Origin of the sequence: Bacillus cereus group sp. BfR-BA-01356, assembly GCF_022663635.1 — a bacterium.
Taxonomy (GTDB): Bacteria; Bacillota; Bacilli; order Bacillales; family Bacillaceae_G; genus Bacillus_A; species Bacillus_A cereus.
In genome coordinates, this window is record NZ_JAKUFX010000016.1 from 24,238 (window position 1) to 45,687 (window position 21,450).

Below are 21,450 nucleotides of genomic sequence, written 5' to 3' on the forward strand. Positions count from 1 at the left end.
CCTCCCTATCATGAAGGATTTTCAGTTTATCATGTTAAAATACTCTCATTATCTACTATAATTCAATGTTATTTCGAAGGCGTTTTACATAATTACGACTGACTGGAATCGGTTGCTCATCATACCTATCTAAATACAAATTATACGTGCCATTATAATAAGGTTTCAGTTCTTTTACATATGACATATTAATTAAATAGCTTTTATGTACACGTAAAAAATCATATGCATTTAGCTTATTTTCTAATTCCTGAAGTGTATATGTTGAAATATACTGATTATTCGTTGTGTAAATTGAAACAGTTTTATTTTCTTTATTTTTACTTACATATACGATATCTTCTGGAAGAATATATCGTATGCCCTCTTGACTTTCTATCGGTAGTTTTCGCAAATAACTCTTTGCTTTCTCACCTTGTTCTTTACCTATTTTATATAAAAGAAATTGTAAATCTTCTTCACGAAATGGTCGCAATAAATAATAAAATGCTTGGAAACGAAAAGCTGTAATAGATTCTTCTATGTTTTCACCTACAAAAATAAATTTTGTATAGCAATTTATTTCTCGTAATAAACTTGCATATTCAAAACCAGTACCATCTAGTAATTTGGAACTTAAAAAAACAAAGTCTGGTATATGTTTTTTCATCATAAATAAAGATTCTGTTCCTGTCTTTGCTTCAAAACATTCTACATTTCTCATATTTTCAGTGAAATTTTCAGCTAACTCTCTTCTCTCTTCTGCCTCTTCCATAATCAGTAAAATTTTCATTTCTTCAACCACCTAATTCTTTGTCCATATGTCCTGTTGTATACATTCGCTTTTATAAGAAATAATCCCTTTTTCTTACTATACCATTATTTATCTAAAAAAACAGAAAAAAGGAAACCACTTCGGTTTCCTCTCCCCCTTTATCCCGTACTAACTGCCTATAAAGAGCCGAGTAGTGTAGGATGATAAACGATCCAGGATACGTTTAAATTTTCACTTTATACTAATTCTCGTTGCTTCGTTTCCTGTCCAAGTATTATTACAGCGAATACACCAATTAAAATTGATCCACAGAAAATCGTAAATATTAATGATAGTGAAGCTTCTGAGGCAACTAAATATCCCACTAATAGTGGCCCAAGAATACCACCAATACGACCAAATGCTGCTGCCATTCCTGCACCTGTACCACGAATAACCGTTGGATACTGCTCAGGTGTATAGGCGTATAATGCTCCCCAAGCACCTAAGTTAAAGAAGGATAGTAACATACCTGCCACGATTAATACTGTTAATGAATCCGCAACCCCAAACAAATAAGCACTGCAAGCTGTCCCGATTAAATACGTAACCAAAACAAATTTACGACCGAGACGTTCAATAAACCAAGCAGCTGTGAAATATCCTGGAAGTTGAGCTAATGTCATAATAAGTACGTATTGGAAACTTTTTATTAAACTAAATCCTTTTAGCACCATTACACTCGGTAACCAAAGGAACATTCCATAATAGGAAAAAACAACACAAAACCATAGAATCCATAGCATAATTGTTGCTTTACGATATTCCCCAGACCAAACTGATTTTATATTTTCAATAACAGATGGCCTTTTTTCAACTTTTTGGAACCTTGGGGAATCCGGTAAATTCCATCTTAAATATAAAGCATATAATGCTGGAACTGCACTCAATACCATCGCAACTTCCCAACCATATTTAGGAATAACAAAATACGAGATAAGAGCTGCAATTAGCCATCCACCTGCCCAAAAACTTTCTAATAAAACAACAATTTTCCCACGCTCATGCGCTTCAACACTCTCTGATACTAGTGTAGAGGCAACCGGAAGCTCTCCGCCAAGCCCCATACCAATTAAAAAGCGTAAAACGAGAAACATCGCAAGTGTTGTTGTTAATGCAGTTAAACCACTACCGATAGAAAATAATAATAATGTAATAATAAAGACTGATTTTCGCCCTATTTTATCTGATAGTATCCCAAAAATAAGCGCTCCTACTGCCATACCGATTGAGTTAATACTGCCTATCCAGCCCATTTCTTGCGTACTTAATCCCCAATCCTTTTGCAAGGCTACCATTACAAATGAAAGCATTCCAACATCCATTGCATCAAATAGCCATCCAAGCCCAGCTATACCAAGTAGTTTGCGCTTCGAAATTTCTTTTACCTTGCCCACTAGAAGTCCTCCTCACACAGGTGTCTTTACACATAATTTTACATGTGTGAATTGTATAAGTAAAATACTTTTGTGTAAAAAATTCTCCTTCATCATTCCCAAAAAGTAAAACGTCTATCCCGATTGGTGAGAGCTAATAATCAGTTGGGATGCCTCACTGATTAAAGTTTCAATTTATTAAAAATGAACAAATAAAAAAAGCAGCGATATTTCGCTACTTTTTCGAACGCATTACTTCTTTTAAAAATTCCGCTAATACTAACTGACGACGCCAGCGTGTTGGATTACTGCATAATCTATAAAACCACTCTAAATGAATCGCTTGAATCCATTTTGGTGCACGTTTTACCTCTCCAGCCCATACGTCTAAACTTCCACCCACTCCAACAGCCATTTTCGTTTCTAAACGATGCTTATTGTTTTGGATAAAGTTCTCTTGTCTCGGGAAACCAAGTGCAACAAGTAATAAATCTGGTTTTGCTTCTTGAATGCGAGAAATAATATTCTCTTCGTCTTCTTGTTTAAAATAACCATCTTGTATACCGGCGATGGATACAGCTGAATATGTCTTTGTTAAATGATCTGCTGCCGCTTGTACAACATGCGGCTTTGCACCTAATAAGAAAACAGATACCGGCTTACTATCTTCTGATAACTTCGCAAGTAAATTACACATTAAATCAAAACCTGCTACACGTTCTTTTAAAGGTGTACCAAGCATCCCGCTTGCCTTTACAACCCCAATACCATCAGGTGTAATTAAATCTGTATTCAATAATGTTTGATAGAACTTTTCATCCTTTTTTGCGCACATAACAATTTCAGGGTTTGCTGTTACTACCTGAAACGTATGAATTCGCTCCGCTTCTAGTTGTTCTTTTAAATATTGGACCGTTTCATCCATTGTCATTGTAGAAAAAGGAACGCCTAGAATATCAACTGTTTGTACTGCCATAGTTAACTATCCTCTCTATCATTACAAGTTTTTCGCTATTAATTGCTTATATGTTTCCCTTGTATCTTCATATAGTTTTTGAAGTGAGAAGTTCATAGTAGCATGCTCATAAATATGTTTACCCATTGCTGCTAACTCTCCAGTTTTCCACTTATCATACGCTTCTTCTAAAGCTAATGCTAATGCCTTTCCATCACCTGTTGGCACAATCCATCCGTAAGTTTCATCTACGATTAATGGTTCAATTTCTCCAGCCCTAGTCACAATTGATGGTACGCGTTGATTTGCCGCTTCTAATAAAACTAGTGGGAACCCTTCACTATGGGAAGTTAATAAATTTACATGTGACGACGCAAATAATTGTTTTACATCTTGACGATGTCCTAAAAACTCTACTTTATCGTTAATCCCTTTTTCAGTAGCTAATGACTTTAGATTTTCTTCTAATGGGCCATCGCCAACTAATAATACTTTAATTTTCTCTAATTTTGTTTGTTGTAACGCATCGAATAAAACTTCATGTCCTTTGACAGGATGTAATCGTGCTACTTGGATTGCCGTAAATACATCTTCATCAATATTGAACATTTCTTTTTTATTATAGCCTTCTGCTTTTTCCTTATCGTATTCAATTCCATTATAAATAACATGCATCTTTTCATTTGAAATACCTAATGCTGCCAGGCTTTTTTTCAATCTATTTGTTACAACGAAAAATAAGTCTATATTTTTTAAGGCTTTCAAATTTAATTTCGTAAAAATCCAACCTTTTAAGCCCTGTTTAGTAAAGTCTTGAAATGGATCACTATGAATAGTCGTTACCCATTTTGCCTTTATTCTCTTTTTCATTAAAGAAACATAGAAATTAGCCCTAGGGCCATGTGTATGAACTACATCAAATTTTTCTTTATTAATAAATTCACTTATATTCTTTAAAATGGATAAATCATAGCGCGATTTTTGTGAAAACACATGGACTTTTATCCCTAACTCCCTTGCTTCCTTCGCAACAATTCCATCTTCAAATACTGCTAATTCTACTTCACCAGTTGGAAACTGATCGAGAAGTGAAATAATATGTGTTTTCCCTCCCCCATCTTCTGCTCCTGCATTCATATGCAATATTCTCATATTTTTTCCTCCTTTAAATCCTCGCTACGTTTCCATCTATTTTTATTTTACTGTACTAAAAAATAAAAGCTAACAAAAGTTAGCTTTTATTTTTATCATTCAATTTCTAGGTCTACTATTAGATAAGCTAACACCACTACAAAGTAAATCCCAACTCCTGGTGCTGTTAAAATATGTCCTGCAATATAAGCAATACCTAACGCTAACAATAAGCTTGCTGAAATCATTCCATATTTTATATTGAATATGTCCTTAAATCTCGTAGCAAATGCTAGTAAAATTCTTAGCCCGTAATAAATAAATGGAATCATTAGTAATACAAAGCCAATAATCCCGAAATCATAAAACCAATCATGGAAGTCCATTTCAATTAGTTTTGGATCTGGCTGCTTTTGTTCATTGTATTTAAAGTTACCTGCATAACCCATTCCTAATAACTTTTGTGACATTGGCGCTTCTTTAAAGAACTGCTTATGTCTTTCTTCATATACTTGACGTCCACTGAAAATAAGATTTTCTTGATTTTCTTTCTTTTGCTCTTTCTCAAGCTCTTTCTTAACTTCCTCTTCTATCTTCGCCTTTTCTTCTGGCTTTTCAACTTTATGATGATTTTCTTCTTTTGCTTTAAGTTCTTGCTCTTTTTTCAGCTTCTCTTTAATTTCTTTTTCTTTTTGACCTTGCTGTGCCACATTTTGCTCTGATAAATAATTATTGTGAATACCCATATTTTGTGCTAATGGTGTTTGTTTAAACGTCCCAACTACACCAGCTAATAGGACCATAGCAATTACTGCATTAAGCGCAAGGGATTTTTTGTTCGGATTTTTTCTATCAAATAATAATTGTAGTACAATGATTCCGATTGCTGCCCCTAACGTAGCACCAATTGAGCCCATTCCAACTTTTGTACCGACTTGAATTAGCGAATAAATCATTAAAAGTGATGGAATCCAATATAAAATGTGTTTCCAGCTCTTTGTTTTTTGAATAGAATATAGTACCACAATAGGGAAAATAATAGCTAAGATTGAACCTAGTTCATTCCCTGCATAGAACCAACCTCGAGAACCAACCTTCATCCATTCATAACTACCAAAGTCAGTAAATGTTGAAATAGAAATAACCATAATTGCGTTAATGATTAATGTAGAATATACAATACTATTTCGAACCTTATCACTAATATTAACTGTCTTTTTCAATGATTTTAAAGCTAAAATGTATGATCCCAGCATGATATATATATATAATGCTTTCGCAACAAATTTAACCTCTTCACCAAGTACAATAGGATTTTTAACTAGTTTGTTATTAATAAACCCTATCCCTAAAACTCCGGCTAATAATATAAGATAAATTAAAAACTTTCTATTTTCCTTCTCTTTTGCCTGAATTAAAATGTAAATACCACCAACAGCCATAATAAGGAATCTTACTAAAATTCCAACGGTAGCATTTGACTTTAATAAAGTGATGCTAAGAGACGTTAATAAATCTAAAACAGGCTGTAAAATAATAAAAAAGAGCAAAAAATGCTCAAATCTAACCCTAGCTTGATTTGCTAACATTCCAAGACCTCCATACAAAATCTTAACATTATCTTTTAATCATAATTTTTTATCATTCAAACACACCTAGCAATTATAACATAACTCATATTCAAATCGAGAACTATTTTTCCAGCTAAAACTAGCCAGGACAAGTATTAATAAGTAATAGAAATCATCGTCCTTTAGCTATACTCCCCTATTTTTACAAAATCTATCTAACAACCATCCCCTTATTTTTGTCAGTATATACATATTTTTTTATCATTTTATACAAATATAAACATCCCACCTCTAATTGTAATATTTTACCAAATGAACAACATCAAAAAATGTAAAATTAATCTTTTCATATCTTTTTCAGATTACTTTATGGTTATTTTCCAAACATTTTCAAACGCTTTCTTTATGAATTTTATCCGTTTTTCTACATGTAGCGAAAAGTAATTGTTATTTCCAATACTTTAGTGTATATTTTTTCTCTGGAACATCTTTAAGAGGAAGGGATTAAGGCCATGTTATTAATCGATATATTTACGTTTCTTGGCATTATCGCCGCTGCCATTTCTGGTACATTAGTTGGTTTAAAAAAAGATTTAGATTTATTTGGTGTCCTTTGTTTAGCTGTAGCCACTGCGCTCGGCGGCGGTATTATTCGTGATATCATGATTGGTAACCTGCCCCCTGTCGCATTTGTAAAACCCATTTACTTTTTCGTAAGTGTATTATCAGCATTATTTACTTGTATGTTTTTTGAGCGTATCAATAAACTTCAAGTCGTTATTATGCTTTCTGATGCTGTTGGCTTAGGCGTTTTTACAGCTATTGGTGCAAATGCGGCAATGTCACATCATGTTGACGCCTCATTTCTAGTTGTTTCAATGGGAGTCATTACAGGTATTGGAGGCGGTATTTTGCGTGACATTTGTGCTCAAGATATCCCTTACGTATTCCGAAAAGAGATTTACGCAATCGCTTCTATCTTAGGAGCAATTAGCTTCCTAATCACACACGCTATGGGGGCGCACGTATTAGCTTTCTATGTTTGTTTATTAGTAACATTCGTTATTCGTGTCGTCACTGTAATATATAATGTGCATTTCCCTGTTTTCTTTAAAACACATGCTAAAATTAATAAAGGCCATTAAGAGAATTCTAGATAGAATTCTCTTAATTTATATACTATTCAACGAACTAATATAGAGTAATTATATATAAGCATATATAATTACTCTATATTAGTTTTAAAATTGAAAACGTTTTATATACAGGGGGAAGAATGATGCTTGGGGTTTTCAAAAAAAATATTAATAAAACAAATGCCAGTATAATCGAATTAAGTAAGAACCAACAAATAACTTTTAATGTACCTACTAATTCTGAATTAAAAATTCAAATGGATATGCTACATATTTCAAAAGAAGATTTACAAGTTGTAAAAGTACTACAGCCTTTTATTTATGCAGAAATTGATTGGATTACTGAAAAATTCTATGCCAACATTACAAAACAACCTAATTTAATTACTATTATTGAGCGTTACAGCTCTATTCCAAAACTAAAACAAACTTTAAAAACACATATTAAAAAATTATTCAGCGGTAATATGCATGAAGATTTTATTGAACAGCGTGTTAGGATTGCCAAAAGGCATGTACAAATTGGTTTACATCGAAAATGGTATACTGCTGCTTATCAAGAATTATTCCGCTCTATCATGAAGATTTTGCAAACAAAAATAACGACAATCGATGATTTTTCATATTCTATAAATGTTATAAATAAATTATTCACTCTTGAACAAGAACTTGTTCTTGCAGCTTATGAATCTGAATATGAAAGAATGCAAAAAGAGCATGAGAAAGAAAAAGAATTAACTGCTATGACAATTACGCATATCGCAACAGAACTAGCTGCTGTATCTGAAAAAACAAGCTCTTCTATTCAAAAACTAACCGCCAAATCTGAAACTATTGTAGAGATTGCTAAAACAGGTACATCATTAGCTACAACATCTGAAGAAAAAGCGAATAAAGGGAAAGAACAATTAAACCAGCAAAACAAACGAATGGGATCTATTCAAATGAATATGGAAACGATTATTACAGATACTCATGAACTTCTCAATATTTCTAACAAAATTAATGAAATCATAGATATTGTTAAATCGATTGCGGAGCAAACAAATTTACTCGCACTAAATGCTGCTATTGAGTCGGCACGTGCTGGAGAATTTGGGAAAGGGTTTTCTGTTGTTGCTGGCGAAATCCGAAAATTATCAGAGCAAACGAAAGAATCTATATTTAACGTTACAAAGCTCGTCGAAAAAACAAATGAACAAATTACTCGTGTCTCGTCTTCTGTGAAACAAATTAGCTCTCTCGTATCGGAAGGAACAGATAGTATGTCGGCAACAGATCGATACTTCCAAGAAATCGTAAAAGATATGTCTAACTCAAAAGAACAGAATAAGAAAATTGAACACGAACTACAAGCTATTTCACAAGTAATGAAAGGAATTCAAGATGATTCCTCACAAATGGCTCTAACAGCCGATAATTTGCAACTAGAACTAAATCGATAAGATGAAATTTAGTAGTCAAGCATACTTTTCATCTGTACTAACTACTAAATTTCATCTTCCATCAAAAAAAGAATCCAGAATGGATTCTTTTTATTTTCTGAAAAATTTTTTTTGACAATACACATAACTCATATAAACACCAAAGCTCTGCAAAATAAACAATGCTGGCATAATTACATTGTAATATGCCATATCTACTTGGAAGAGCTTTAACAATACGTATCCACTAATTAAAAATAAGAACAACATATATCCCTCATTTTGTTGTTTCTTAATAAGGAAGTGTAATAGAGCTATAGTCATAAACAATGTTACGGCTATATATATCAGTTTTTCATATTTGAAAAGAATAGAATTTATCCCCTCATCTGAAAACTGATTTATCATCGGTTCTAAAAGTTTAAATCTTTCTCCCTCAATCTCTTTTAACTTTTGATCAATATGCTCTGTTACACTTTGATTTTTCGATATTTTTTCTTCATGTTGCGTTTTTCCAATTAAAACAGATTGAACATACGTCTCATTCGCAATCGTATATTGTGACATTCCCATTGTCTTAATTCCATAATTCACACCAAAATGGGCACTATAAAATAGAATAAGTATCCCCATCATCTTTAGTAACACCTTTTGTTTCGTTGCTGATTGAAATACTTCGATTAATAATACATATAACGTGATAAAAATAGGAAGAAATAATCCCATTGGGAAAATCATATTACTAAATGCAAATAAAATCGCTGAAAACACCCACATATAAGGATGATCTAATCCTTTATATAAAAGTATGTAACAAGCAAAATAAAATAAAAATATTGCAAGTGACTCAGGAGTTAATACGGAACTCATGAATATATTTGGAATATACAGAGCATAAAAGATAGAAGCAATACGACCGCATTCTTCTCCAAAAACCATTGCTGCAATACGATAAATAAAAAATGCGGTTCCTGCGCAAAATAACACATTAAATAGTTGTAAAGCGAATAATGTATCACCAAATATACGAATAATTACTGACTCATATATAATAAAAGGCAAATGAGTTACAGTCTCTATATTATTACCAATTGCAATCTGCTTTGCAGACTCATACATCACTTTCATATCACCAATTATTGGAGCATCTACAAATAACAGCATACTAAGCCTCACAACTATAGATATACTTATAAGAAAAATAAGAAATTGTTTATCTGTAAAACGATATTGTAGAATTGATGCCACTAACAAAATAAGTATGACGAAAATTGCCAATATGATTGTTACACTTGTTGTACTTCCTCCAAAGAATTGCTTACTTGTCTCAAATGCTGCCCAACAACTATAAACAAAAAATGCGAACATCGCACCGATCGTAATTTTATTGAAGAAAGATGAAAAATTTGTTTGTATATGATTCATATGTCCATTGCACCTCTATTTCCATTCATAACAAAACGATTCTATCATGAATGGGTACACGGCTGATAGAGAATTTCTATGACAAATACATAGTCATTACTTTTTACTTGCAATGTAAGCGAATCCTCTTTTACACTACATTTTAGATAAAATAAATTTTCTTTCAGTTACATGAATACAAATACAGAAGTTTAAATAATACTCTTTTGGACTACACTTTACTTCATTAAATATCTAATATGAGTACTAAGCTTACACATATTATTCTGATTGAAAACAGACTATAGGGGCTGAATATATGGAAAAGAAATTCATGCGAGAATCTAAAGCAATTAAGACAACACGTGTTTTTCCTAACGATTTAAATAATCACCAAACACTTTTTGGGGGGAAATTATTAGCAGAAATTGATAGTATTGCTTCAATTGCGGCTGCAAGACATAGTCGTAAACATTGCGTAACAGCATCTATTGATTCAGTTGATTTTTTAACTCCAATTCACCAAGCTGATTCTGTTTGTTATGAAGCATTCGTATGTTATACAGGGAAATCTTCAATGGAAGTTTTCGTAAAAGTAATCGCAGAAAATTTATTAGCAGGCGAGCGTAGAATTGCTGCTACTTGCTTCATTACATTTGTAGCAATAAAAGATGGAAAACCTTCGTCCGTACCACAAGTACTACCTGAAACTGAGGAAGAACATTGGTTATACACAACCGGTTCAGAACGTGCGGAAAATAGAAAAAAAGGACGTTTAAAAAGCAAAGAAATGGCTGAGGTTTTAACTTTAAATAAACCTTGGAATATTTAATACAATACTCTTCCATATACATGCACAGATTTTTTCTTCCTTGCATGTATTTTTTTATACAAAATATCACCTCTTACCATTTTATTCTCAATCTGTTCTCCTAAATCATGCACCAGCTTTTCCTTTATTTTGTTATACTGTTAATGGTATATTAAATAAAGTTCGTTTAAAAATAACCATAATATGATTAAGTATATAAGGGATGGTGCGGTAATGACTATTGAAGTACCAATTTCAATACCAAAAACGTTAATTATTATTCCAGCGTATAACGAGGAAGAAGCAATTGCAGATACATTAACAAGATTATTAAAACTAAAACAGCATTTTACAGGATTAAGCATTTGTGTTATTAATGATGGATCACACGATAAAACAGCTCAAATCGTACAAGATTTTCCTGTTCACCTTGTGAATTTACCATATAACCTAGGTATTGGCTCAGCTGTACAAACTGGATATAAATACGCATATGAGAACGGATATGATATTGCGATTCAGTTCGATGCTGATGGACAACATAATCCAGATGATTTATATAAAATTATAAAGCCAATCGCTGAAGATGAATGCGATATGGTGCTAGGGTCACGTTTTACAGAAAAAACAGCATATAAAGGTAGTATTTCCAGAAGGATCGGTATTTTTTATTTTACTGCCCTATTGAAAGTACTAACAAAACAAACATTTATGGATCCAACTTCTGGATATCGTGCTATCAATCGAGAAGTAATTAAAATTTTTGCACACAACTATCCAAAAGATTATCCAGAACCAGAAGTTCTTATTCATTTAAAAAAGAAAAAACTTCGTATTAATGAAATATCTGTAAATATGCAAGAGCGACAAGGTGGACAATCTTCTATCACACCTTTTAAATCTGCATATTACATGATTAAAGTAAGTCTTGCTATATTGATGCAAAAAATCGTGAAAGGTTGATAATAAATGCCTATAATTACCTTTTCATTCATCTTTATTTTATTATTATTATTATTAATTATTAATTCCATTCGCCGTGGAACTTTAGAAACGAAATATGCTGTTTTATGGATTTTCGTTTGTATTGCAATGGCTATTTTAAGTTCTACCGATAAAATTATAAACTGGATTGGAAAACTATTAAAAGTAGAATATCCCCCTTCCATTTTATTCTTATTTGGACTATTATTCTGTTTCATCTTAATTTTTGACCTAACAAGAAAAATTTCTAAACAACATCATCAACTTGTAACATTAACACAAGATTATGCGTTACTAAAGCAAAAATTAAATGCAACTGAGCCAGACAAAGACTAACCTAATATTTCATAGCTAATATAAAAAACCTCTTAATTTATTGCAAAAATTAAGAGGTTTTTTATTATTAATAATAATTTATTCGCCTTCACAATCGTTACGATAGATACATCCTACTTAACTAATAAGTTAAAATGACATGAATAAGAAGTTATATGCAATAGACATGATAAAGCTGTTTGAAATACGAGAATTAACCATAAGAATCTAACTTCCCGCCACCTTTTTAATAGAAAGTTGATTTACAAAGTTTATATGCGTTAAACTTATACAGATGTTCTTGTAATCTTCTTCCTTTCAAAAGGCTTGTATATATGATGCAAGACATAAAAAACTTGAGGAGATAAAAATTCTATGATGGAACAAAAGCAACTTGTTTCTGTTGTCATACCCCTGTATAACACGGAAAAATATATTGAAGAAACGATGCAGTCAATACTAGATCAAACATATAAAAATATCGAAATTGTAATTGTAGATGATGGAAGTAAAGATCAATCACCTTCTATTGTGAAAAATCTTGCTGAAAAATATCCAGGGCAAGTAAAATACGTTCATCAAAAAAACCAAGGTGTTTCAGTAGCTCGTAATACGGGTATTGAAAATGCTAGCGGAGAATATGTCGCTTTTCTTGATAGCGATGACTTATGGCATCCAACTAAAATTGAGAAGCAAGTCGAAAGTATGCATAAAAACAACATGGACGCTTGCTATTGTGGTTATATGAATTTCTACGAAGAAACAGGCGAGAAGGTTGAACATACAACAAACTTTATTAAAGGTGATATGGCAAAAGCATTCCTAACGCATCAAGTTGTTGCTCAAACAAGTACTTGGATTTTCAAACGATCCATCGTAATGGATCATAACATTCGTTTTACACCAGAATGTAGTTGGGGCGAAGATTTAGAGTTTTTATTTAAACTTATGAGTGTGACAAATGTATGTTATGTCCATGAATACTTAACTTATTATAGAATCTTATCAGAAGGAAATCTTTCTTCTAAGTATAAAGATTATGAATTAAAAACGACAAAAGAGCTGGAAGTATTCAATCGTATGAAGGAATGGGTACATAATAAATCTCAAGATTTCATTACAAAAGATTCTCAGTTACTTATTGAAATTCTTGAGACTTATTTATTCCCTTATACAGTCATCAATAACGCTTGTATATATATTAAAGAAAACTCTCAATTAGATAAATCACAAGTTCAATTAATCAAAAAAGATATAAAGAAATATTGCCGTAAAATCTATTCAAAGAATGGAAAACGTAGTAAAAAACTATATGCAATGCTTTGGTTTGTACGAATTAAATTTCTGTTTTCTTAAACTGAAAATATAACGATACTCTCTCTTTCTGTGAACAAATCAAATTTACAAATAGGACAAGCTAACCGGGTCCTAAAGAATAGAAAGGTCTTTTCTCATGAAAACAAATAAAATTCTAAAAAACGCATCCTACCTGTTTGTAGGAAACATTACTGTCCGTTTTGTACTGGCTATTGCAACAATTTTCTTTGCAAGGTATGTTTCTCCAAGTGATTACGGTATGTTTACAACTGCGTTAGCAGTTTCAGCTGTTATTTGTTACTTTACAGATGCAGGTTTAACACATACGTTTATGCGTGAAGGAACGAGAAGCGATGCTAATATTAGCGTGCTAATAAGTAGTTACTTACGTATTCGTTTAATATTAGCTATCGTAATTTCTGTACTTTTCGCTATTTTTGCCCAGTTCTTCTATCCCGATGCTTACTTACGCGCGATGGTATATTGGGTTGTTCTACCAACAATGTTCGGAGCAACCTTACAAGGTGTTGGAATGGCTTACTTCCAAGTAACAGAACGCATGCAATTTACAGCTATTATTTCTGTACTACAAGGTGTAACTGCTGCTGCTGCCCTATTACTAGGGATGTCTTTCCAATGGTCACTTATGATGGTTGCTGCCATGTACGGGGTATCTAGTCTTGTAACAGGTGTTATCGCCTTTATAATGACAATACGTTATACGAAGGTCCATAAGGGTTGGGATAAAGGCATTTTAGATCAACTACTTATTTTTACAATCAATGGCATCATCATTATGCTCTTACCACAATTGGGCCCTATTATATTAGAAAAGGTTTCAACGTATAATCAAGTTGGATTCTTTGGTGCTGCATCTAAAATACCTGCTGTACTATATCAAATACCTGGGGTAATTGCAGCGGCCTTTTATCCAAGGCTTTTTGCTTTTGGTAATGAGAAAAATATTGAAGAACATAGAAAATTATCAAGTTTTGAATTAAAACTTATGTCTTTTTTAGGAATGGGAATTTCTATCCCCTTTATTGCGGATCCAAGTTTCTGGATTGTTAGTTTATTAGGAGAAGAATACGCTCCCGCCGGTGACGCTCTTGCTATTCTAGCGTTTATGGTTATTTTACAATCAATTAACTATCCACTAGCCGATAATTTAACAACGATTGGCCAGCAATGGAAACGTGCAACAACAATGACTATTGGATTAGTTGTTGCCATCATAGGTTATATTGTATTAGGTAGTAAATATGGAATGATGGGGGCAGCTGCCGCAGCTATCCTTACCGAAATTACACTATTAATCGGATTTACCCTCTTTATTCGTAAAGGCATGCAATTATTAGTTAAAGGAATTATATTTAATTCCTTAGCCTTTATTATTAGTTACGGTATATACCGAATTGCATTAATCAACTTACCGCCACTAATTGCTTTAACTCTTACTGGTATACTATACGGTATAATTGGAATTGGAATTGATCCTCAAATACGTGGATTTGTTTTAGGGTTTATAAAACAAAAGCTCATTCGCAAACATGCTTAAAAGCAAAAAGCTTTTCCTATTTAAAAATGGAAAAGCTTTTTGCTTTTTTTATATACCATCATTTTTCTTCAGTAAAAAAATGCTATATATTCCAGCTCAAATTGACTTACTTTCTGAAAATGCCTTATACTAAATTATATATAAACTATGAAATTCAACGCTTGTAAAAATATATATGCTTCAACAAAAATATATATTTTCTCATGTTAAAACTAAAGAACACACCTTTAAAAATTGGTGTGTTTTTATATGCTACCTAAAAACTAGTTGCTACATGTAACGACTTTCAAAGGAGGATTATCAATTTTTATGAGCATAAAGCCGAATAATAAATTCTTTTCCAAGAAAACAATGATAATTATACCAATATTATTATTGTGCGCTTTTGCTTTTCATTATTTCTTTTTAACATCTAATCAAGCCTTTTCTGGTACAGGGGATGCGTTACGTCAATTTGGCTTTTTTACGTTTCTTCTACAACATGCCTTTAAAGATGGCAACCTTTTTTGGTCTTTTGATTATGGATTAGGTGGAGATTTATTTGGAGAGTTTAGTTATTATTACAGCACATCACCGTTTTTCTGGATTACACTGTTACTACCTAAACTAAGTCTTGAGCAAGTGTATGACGTGAAATTATACATGAGTATTTTAAAAAACTTTTTAGCTATGGTATTCATGTATGGTTCTTTACGTTACCATAATAAAACAGCATTCTCATCTTTTGTTGCTGCTATTATATATGGTGGCTGTATTACTTTCATCCGCCACTCTTTACTATGGGATTTCATGGCTGATGCCATTGTATTTTTACCATTAGTAATATGGGGACTTGATAAATATATTATTGAAAAGAAGCACGGCCTTTTCCTAATCGCTGCTACTTTAATGTTAGCATCAAACTTTTATTTTGCTTTTATCACAAGTATTTTCATATTTATTTATGCATTATTCCAATACTTTGCGACACAACAAAATAAAACGATTGTCTCTTTTCTAACTTATTATATTAGAATCGGTTTATTGTACGGATTATCACTCGGTTTAGCCGCCGTTTGCTTCCTCCCATCAGTTAATGCCGTATTTAGCGCTGATCGACTATCAAAAAAGTTTGAGATACCATTATTATTTGAAGATAAATTTTATAAAGATTTAATGGAAAATATTTTCTTCATGTATAATGCTGAAAATCATCAATTAGCTTTACCAGCTTTAATTTTATTCTTAATCGTATTTGGAATGTTTATACGTGATAAACTCGTTAAGAATAAAGTATTCTTTACGTTATTCATGTTCATTCTGTTTATGCTTCCATATACATATTCTATGTTTAATGGTTTTTCAGCAATGCAATCTAGATGGTTTTATTTATTTGTATTTGTAATTGCCCAAACAATTGCATACATTCTAGATTGGATGATTATTCATAAGAAAGACTACAAATTACCTTATTTAATAAGTTTATTAGTGTCTATTGGATTATTCATTTATGCATTTTATAGAAAGGCAAATATAAATGTAACTGATAAACCTTTACAAGACGTTGATAACATTTTACTCGGAACTGTCGTTCTTTCTGTTATTACAGTATGTTTATGGCGTTATATTTCTAAACCTTTCATACAATTTTTAGTTGTATTGAACGTACTCGTTAGCACAATTTCTATGAATTATATGTATGCGAATAATATACTTAGCACAGTTTACGGACAGAGCCAGATTTCAACTGAAAAGTTACACGAACCAGGCTATGATAATCAAGAAGAAATTGCTGCAATTCGCTACATACAAGAAAATGATAAAGACTTTTATCGTATTCTTAATCCATATAGCGAATATAACACACCAATGCTACAAGGATATCATGGCGTAAGTACGTATCAAAGCTTGGTTAATTATTATGTCCATGACTTTATGAAAAATAAATATGGCGTATTCCAAATGTACGATACACCTTCAATGTTTTATCAAGCTGATAGTCGACTACTACTCGAAAATATGCTAGGTATAAAATATCGCGTATTAAGTGCTGATACAGATTCAAAGAATGTACCTTATGGATATAAACTATTACAGCAAGTAGGACCATATAATATTTACAAAAATGACTATGCTTTACCGTTAGGATATGTATATGATTCGGCTATAAGTGAAGAAGAATTTTCTAAATTAAACTTCGCTCAGCGTGATCAATTATTATTACATGCTGTTGTCGTTAATAATACAAAAGAATTTTCATTAAACCATTTTAATAAACAAGACCTTAAATCAAAGGCAGTATCTATTAAAACGGAAAAAGCAAAATTCGAAAACATGAAAAAACAAGAAAATAAACTAATTGTTCATGGCTTTGGAAATATGATTGTACCTATCAATTATCCTGATACACCTGGTGATCTGCTGATAGAATTAAAATTAAAAAATGCAGGCACATTCAATGCAACTGTTAATGGAAAAACGATAGGAAAAGGGGACGATGCTGGTGCATACTCTTATCCGTTAGAAAGGTTTGTTTACAATTTGGGCAATGAGCGTCCAGAAAACCTAACTATCTCTATTGATATGGCAGGTGAGTATGAATTAGGTGACTTGCAAGCAAATATTGTAAACTATGAAAGTATACAAAAAGAAACAAAAAAACTAACTGAAAATAGGCTTGAAAATATTTATTATAAGAACAATTATTTAAAAGGGGATATCAAATCAAATAAAGACGGGCTCTTATATCTATCTGTCCCATATAGTAAAGGCTGGACTATAAAAATTGATGGGAAAGAAACAGAATTTACGAAAGCGAATTCTGCCTTTATCGGTGTTCCAATTACAAAAGGTTCACATGTAATCGAAATGACTTACGTTACACCTTACTTCAAATTAGGTATGACTATATCAATCATCTCACTAATTATCTGTATAGCTTTACTAATTTTCAAAAATCCAAAAGCACGACGAAAATTTTCTTTTAAAAAGCAATAATGAGCACTTAATGAATCATGAAGCTATCTATTTAGATAGCTTCCTAAAATAATATCTAAATATTATTTTAATCCACTACAAACAAGGAGTGTCAAACATGACCCTTTCAATAGTTGTACCATGCTACAATGAAGAAAAGGTGCTTCGAGCCTTTTATTCAGAGACTTCCCTTGAAATTCATAAATTAACTACCGATTATGAATTTGTTTTTGTTAATGATGGTAGTAAAGATGATACTTTAAATATTTTACGTGATTTAGCTAGTGCAGATTCATCGGTACACTACATATCATTTAGTCGAAACTTCGGAAAAGAAGCTGCAATGTTAGCTGGTTTAAAATATGCTACAGGCGATGCAATTGTTATTATGGATGCTGACTTACAACACCCTCCTACGTTAATAAAAGAACTGTTAGAAGGATATAACGACGGCTACGACCAAGTCATTGCAAAAAGAACAAGAACTGGTGATTCACCCGTTCGCTCTTTCGTCTCTCGTCTTTACTATAAAGTGATGAATAAATTTGTAGATATTGAATTAGTAGACGGTATTGGTGACTTTAGACTTTTAAGTCGAAGAGCAGTAGATTCTTTATTATCTTTAAGTGAATACAACCGATTTTCAAAGGGCTTATTTTCTTGGATCGGTTATAACGAATTAATCATTGAATATGAAAATGTATTACGTTCTGATGGAGAGAGTAAATGGACCTTCTCGAAATTATTAAATTATGGAATTGATGGTGTAATTTCATTCAATAATAAACCGTTACGTCTATCTATATATCTTGGATTACTAACAACCATTTTAGGACTTTTATACGTAATCACTACGTTCGTTCAAATCATCCTCGGTGGTGTGGAAGTTCCTGGTTACTTTACTCTCATTTCCGCTATACTATTTATTGGCGGTATTCAACTCATATTCCTAGGTGTTATTGGTGAATATATCGGTCGTATTTATTATGAAACAAAACGTAGACCGCATTTTATTGTAGCTGAAAAGAAAGTTAGTGAAGTTAAACAAAAGGCATAACCAAAAAGTTACTTCTGTAGGAGAAGTAACTTTTTTATATACTAACATTTACAAACACTTCTTTTGAAAAAATATACATTTTGAAATGATAGCATTATATGAAAGAATTTAGTATCATGATTCAAGGTACTATTTCAAGTTGGACGGAGGATACTATGAGCTTATTAACAGTTGAAAAATTAGGACATACATTTGGCGATCGTACATTATTTAAAGATGTATCTATGCGATTATTAGCAGGTGAGCACGTTGGATTAGTTGGTGCAAACGGTGTTGGTAAATCAACATTCATGAATATCATTACTGGTCAGCTTATTCATGACCAAGGTCGCGTAGAATGGACACCGGGCACACATTACGGCTACTTAGATCAGCATACTGTTTTAACACCTGGGCGTACAATCCGTGACGTACTAGCGGATGCATTTTTACCGTTATTCGAAAAGGAAAAAGCTTTAAATGAAGTTACAGAAAAAATGGGAACTGCTACACCAGAAGAACTAGAAGAACTTCTTGAGCAAATGGCAGAAATACAAGATGCACTTGAAGCAGGTGGTTTCTACTTACTAGATATGAAAATTGAAGAGGCTGCACGTGGTCTTGGAATTGATGCAATTGGTTTAGATCGTGATGTTTCAGCATTAAGTGGTGGACAACGTACAAAGGTATTGCTTGCAAAGCTATTACTTGAACAGCCAGAAGTGTTATTGCTTGATGAACCTACTAACTATTTAGACGTTGAACATATTCATTGGTTAACAAATTATTTGAAAGAATATCCACATGCATTCTTATTAATTTCTCATGATACGGAATTTATGAACAAATGTGTTGATGTTATTTTCCATCTAGAATTCACAAAAATGACACGCTATACAGCGACATATGAAAAATTCCTAGAACTAGCAGAAATCAATAAAAATCAACATATAAACGCTTATGAAAAACAGCGCGAGTTTATCAAAAAGCAAGAAGACTTCATTGCAAAGAACAAAGCTCGTTATTCAACGACAGGTCGTGCAAAGAGTCGTCAAAAACAACTTGATCGCATGGAGCTTATTGATCGTCCGGAAACAGCAATTAAACCGGAATTCTCATTTAAAGAAAGTCGTGCAAGTAGTCGCTTCGTCTTTGAAGGTGAAAATGTAGAAATCGGATATACACATCCGCTACTACCAAAGCTATCAATGACGATTGAACGTGGTGAAAAAATTGCTATTGTTGGATGTAACGGTGTTGGTAAATCAACGTTGCTAAAAACAATCTTAGGTAAAATTAAACCTTTAAGCGGTAAAACAAGTCTTGGTGACTTCTTAGAGCCTGCATACTTTGAACAAGAAGTTAAAGCTGATAATATAACACCAATTGATGATGTATGGAATACATTCCCTGGCCTAGACCAGCATCAAATTCGTGCGATGTTAGCAAAATGCGGATTAAAAAATGAACATATTTCTCGCCCATTAAGTCAATTAAGTGGTGGAGAACAAGCAAAAGTTCGTTTATGTAAGCTAATGGGTGAGGAAAGTAACTGGCTATTATTTGATGAGCCGACAAACCATCTTGATGTTACAGCAAAAGCGGAACTTAAGAAGGCTATGAAAGCATATAAAGGAACAATTCTCCTTGTATGTCACGAACCGGACTTCTATGAAGATTGGATCACAAAAGTTTGGGATGTTGAAGAATGGTCTCAAAATAGTAAGTAGTCTTTAAGAAAAAACTCCTTGTGTAGACAAGGAGTTTTTTACTTATTTTTATTAAGAATTTTTTATATTGTAGTATCCTATAAGGCGTAATCGAAATTCTTTTAATTCCGGATACGCCTCTAAATTTGCTAACATACCTCTAATTACCGGAATTCTTGGATTAAGCAATCGTATTTCCGCCTCTAAAACATCTAATGTAACCAACAGCTCATCATCCTCTAATTGATCAGCTAAAGTGCGCTTAAATACAATAATCTCTTTTAAAAAATGTTCTTTAACTTGTTCCTTAATAAGCTCTGATTTACAAAGGAATTCTCCAAGCTTTTCTTCATGTAAAATAGGTTCTTCCGAAGATTCTACTAAGCCATCTACTAAATTATCTACTCTTTTTAAAATAAAAGCAGCTACATACGATAAATCAATTTCTGGTGCTTGTAAAATAATTAATTCTAAATACCCACGGCATATGCCTTCTACCATAATTACTAAATCCAATAAATATGGCATAACCTTTTCACCATAAATGGACAATAAACTATTCCGATAAAATGCATGAGACTCTAACTTCATCCGCATCATAAATTCTTCTACTTCTTTATTAAACGGAATCGCATTTTCTCTCGCATGCATAATAATAAATTCTTTATGCTTTTGTATATCATTAAACTGACAATGTAATTGTTTTGCAAATTTTTCACGTGGTAATAAAGACTCTTGTTCAATATCCAGCATTTTCTTTTGGATTTTGTCATAATAATATCGAAGTGTCGCTAATAAAAGCTCATCTTTCGATTTAAAATATAAGTAAAAAGCTCCCTTAGATATACCACTAGCTGTCACAATTTCCTGCACTGATGTCGCATTTACACCCTTAGTAGCAAATAACTTCATAGCCGATTCTATAATTAAACGCTCTTTTTCTTTCATATCTTCTCTCCTAAATTTAATCTCGCA

The 21,450-nt window shown here is 32.4% G+C and carries 17 protein-coding genes and 1 pseudogene; 11 read left to right on the top strand and 7 right to left on the bottom strand.

The annotated features are described in order from the left end of the window. Positions 1 to 55: 55 nt before the first annotated feature. The 5 genes from MR168_RS08490 to MR168_RS08510 all read right to left on the bottom strand — a co-directional run bounded on the left by MR168_RS08490 (position 56) and on the right by MR168_RS08510 (position 5,844). Positions 56 to 772: a LytR/AlgR family response regulator transcription factor gene (locus tag MR168_RS08490; RefSeq protein ID WP_000698256.1), complete on the bottom strand. Its 717-nt coding sequence runs from the start codon at positions 770 to 772 to the stop codon at positions 56 to 58. A gap of 218 nt (positions 773 to 990) precedes the next feature. After that, a complete protein-coding gene (locus MR168_RS08495) occupies positions 991 to 2,190 on the bottom strand; it encodes an MFS transporter (RefSeq protein WP_000521077.1) in 1,200 nt (399 codons plus the stop codon). Positions 2,191 to 2,404: 214 nt separating this feature from the next. Beyond that, positions 2,405 to 3,145, bottom strand: coding sequence for a WecB/TagA/CpsF family glycosyltransferase (locus tag MR168_RS08500; protein WP_000290745.1), 741 nt, complete (start codon positions 3,143 to 3,145; stop codon positions 2,405 to 2,407). A gap of 21 nt (positions 3,146 to 3,166) precedes the next feature. Then, on the bottom strand, positions 3,167 to 4,276 hold the full coding sequence (locus MR168_RS08505; RefSeq protein WP_086411426.1) for a glycosyltransferase family 4 protein: 1,110 nt from the start codon (positions 4,274 to 4,276) through the stop codon (positions 3,167 to 3,169). A gap of 95 nt (positions 4,277 to 4,371) precedes the next feature. Next, the gene (locus MR168_RS08510; RefSeq protein WP_086411427.1) at positions 4,372 to 5,844 is read right to left on the bottom strand and encodes an O-antigen ligase family protein; all 1,473 of its coding nucleotides are present in this window, start codon (positions 5,842 to 5,844) and stop codon (positions 4,372 to 4,374) included. A gap of 494 nt (positions 5,845 to 6,338) precedes the next feature. Between MR168_RS08510 and MR168_RS08515 the strand changes: the two genes are divergently transcribed. From MR168_RS08515 to MR168_RS33895, 3 genes and pseudogenes are all read left to right on the top strand, one after another. Further along, on the top strand, positions 6,339 to 6,971 hold the full coding sequence (locus MR168_RS08515; protein WP_000924371.1) for a trimeric intracellular cation channel family protein: 633 nt from the start codon (positions 6,339 to 6,341) through the stop codon (positions 6,969 to 6,971). Between the two features lie 134 nt (positions 6,972 to 7,105). Next, positions 7,106 to 7,651 (top strand): annotated as a pseudogene (locus MR168_RS33890) (protoglobin family protein); the annotation flags it as partial. A gap of 54 nt (positions 7,652 to 7,705) precedes the next feature. Next, complete coding sequence (locus MR168_RS33895; RefSeq protein WP_370658441.1) at positions 7,706 to 8,407, top strand: methyl-accepting chemotaxis protein; 702 nt, start codon at positions 7,706 to 7,708, stop codon at positions 8,405 to 8,407. A 90-nt stretch (positions 8,408 to 8,497) separates the two neighbouring features. Here the strand turns inward: MR168_RS33895 and MR168_RS08525 are convergent, their stop codons facing one another. Continuing rightward, entirely contained in the window at positions 8,498 to 9,811 is a 1,314-nt protein-coding gene (locus MR168_RS08525; protein ID WP_086411428.1) for an ArnT family glycosyltransferase, read from the bottom strand. 298 nt (positions 9,812 to 10,109) lie between these two features. Here MR168_RS08525 and MR168_RS08530 point away from each other — a divergent pair, with 298 nt between their 5' ends. The 8 genes from MR168_RS08530 (at position 10,110) to MR168_RS08565 (ending at position 20,496) form a co-directional block, all read left to right on the top strand. Then, a complete protein-coding gene (locus MR168_RS08530) occupies positions 10,110 to 10,622 on the top strand; it encodes an acyl-CoA thioesterase (protein WP_000412123.1) in 513 nt (170 codons plus the stop codon). Positions 10,623 to 10,835: 213 nt separating this feature from the next. Continuing rightward, a complete protein-coding gene (locus tag MR168_RS08535) occupies positions 10,836 to 11,564 on the top strand; it encodes a glycosyltransferase family 2 protein (RefSeq protein WP_000151539.1) in 729 nt (242 codons plus the stop codon). A 6-nt stretch (positions 11,565 to 11,570) separates the two neighbouring features. Then, positions 11,571 to 11,921 (top strand): DUF2304 domain-containing protein, encoded by a 351-nt coding sequence (locus MR168_RS08540; RefSeq protein WP_001121774.1) that lies wholly within the window; start codon positions 11,571 to 11,573, stop codon positions 11,919 to 11,921. 354 nt (positions 11,922 to 12,275) lie between these two features. Beyond that, complete coding sequence (locus MR168_RS08545; RefSeq protein WP_000970530.1) at positions 12,276 to 13,256, top strand: glycosyltransferase family 2 protein; 981 nt, start codon at positions 12,276 to 12,278, stop codon at positions 13,254 to 13,256. A 97-nt stretch (positions 13,257 to 13,353) separates the two neighbouring features. Beyond that, positions 13,354 to 14,775, top strand: coding sequence for an oligosaccharide flippase family protein (locus tag MR168_RS08550; protein ID WP_000856131.1), 1,422 nt, complete (start codon positions 13,354 to 13,356; stop codon positions 14,773 to 14,775). 309 nt (positions 14,776 to 15,084) lie between these two features. Continuing rightward, the gene (locus tag MR168_RS08555; RefSeq protein WP_016123909.1) at positions 15,085 to 17,751 is read left to right on the top strand and encodes a YfhO family protein; all 2,667 of its coding nucleotides are present in this window, start codon (positions 15,085 to 15,087) and stop codon (positions 17,749 to 17,751) included. Positions 17,752 to 17,848: 97 nt separating this feature from the next. Further along, positions 17,849 to 18,787: a glycosyltransferase family 2 protein gene (locus MR168_RS08560; RefSeq protein WP_000175825.1), complete on the top strand. Its 939-nt coding sequence runs from the start codon at positions 17,849 to 17,851 to the stop codon at positions 18,785 to 18,787. A 155-nt stretch (positions 18,788 to 18,942) separates the two neighbouring features. After that, positions 18,943 to 20,496 carry an ABC-F family ATP-binding cassette domain-containing protein gene (locus tag MR168_RS08565; protein ID WP_000055410.1) on the top strand — a complete coding sequence of 518 codons (1,554 nt, stop codon included), beginning with the start codon at positions 18,943 to 18,945 and terminating at the stop codon, positions 20,494 to 20,496. Between the two features lie 51 nt (positions 20,497 to 20,547). Here the strand turns inward: MR168_RS08565 and MR168_RS08570 are convergent, their stop codons facing one another. Continuing rightward, positions 20,548 to 21,423: a TetR/AcrR family transcriptional regulator gene (locus MR168_RS08570; protein WP_000659648.1), complete on the bottom strand. Its 876-nt coding sequence runs from the start codon at positions 21,421 to 21,423 to the stop codon at positions 20,548 to 20,550. Positions 21,424 to 21,450 lie beyond the last annotated feature (27 nt).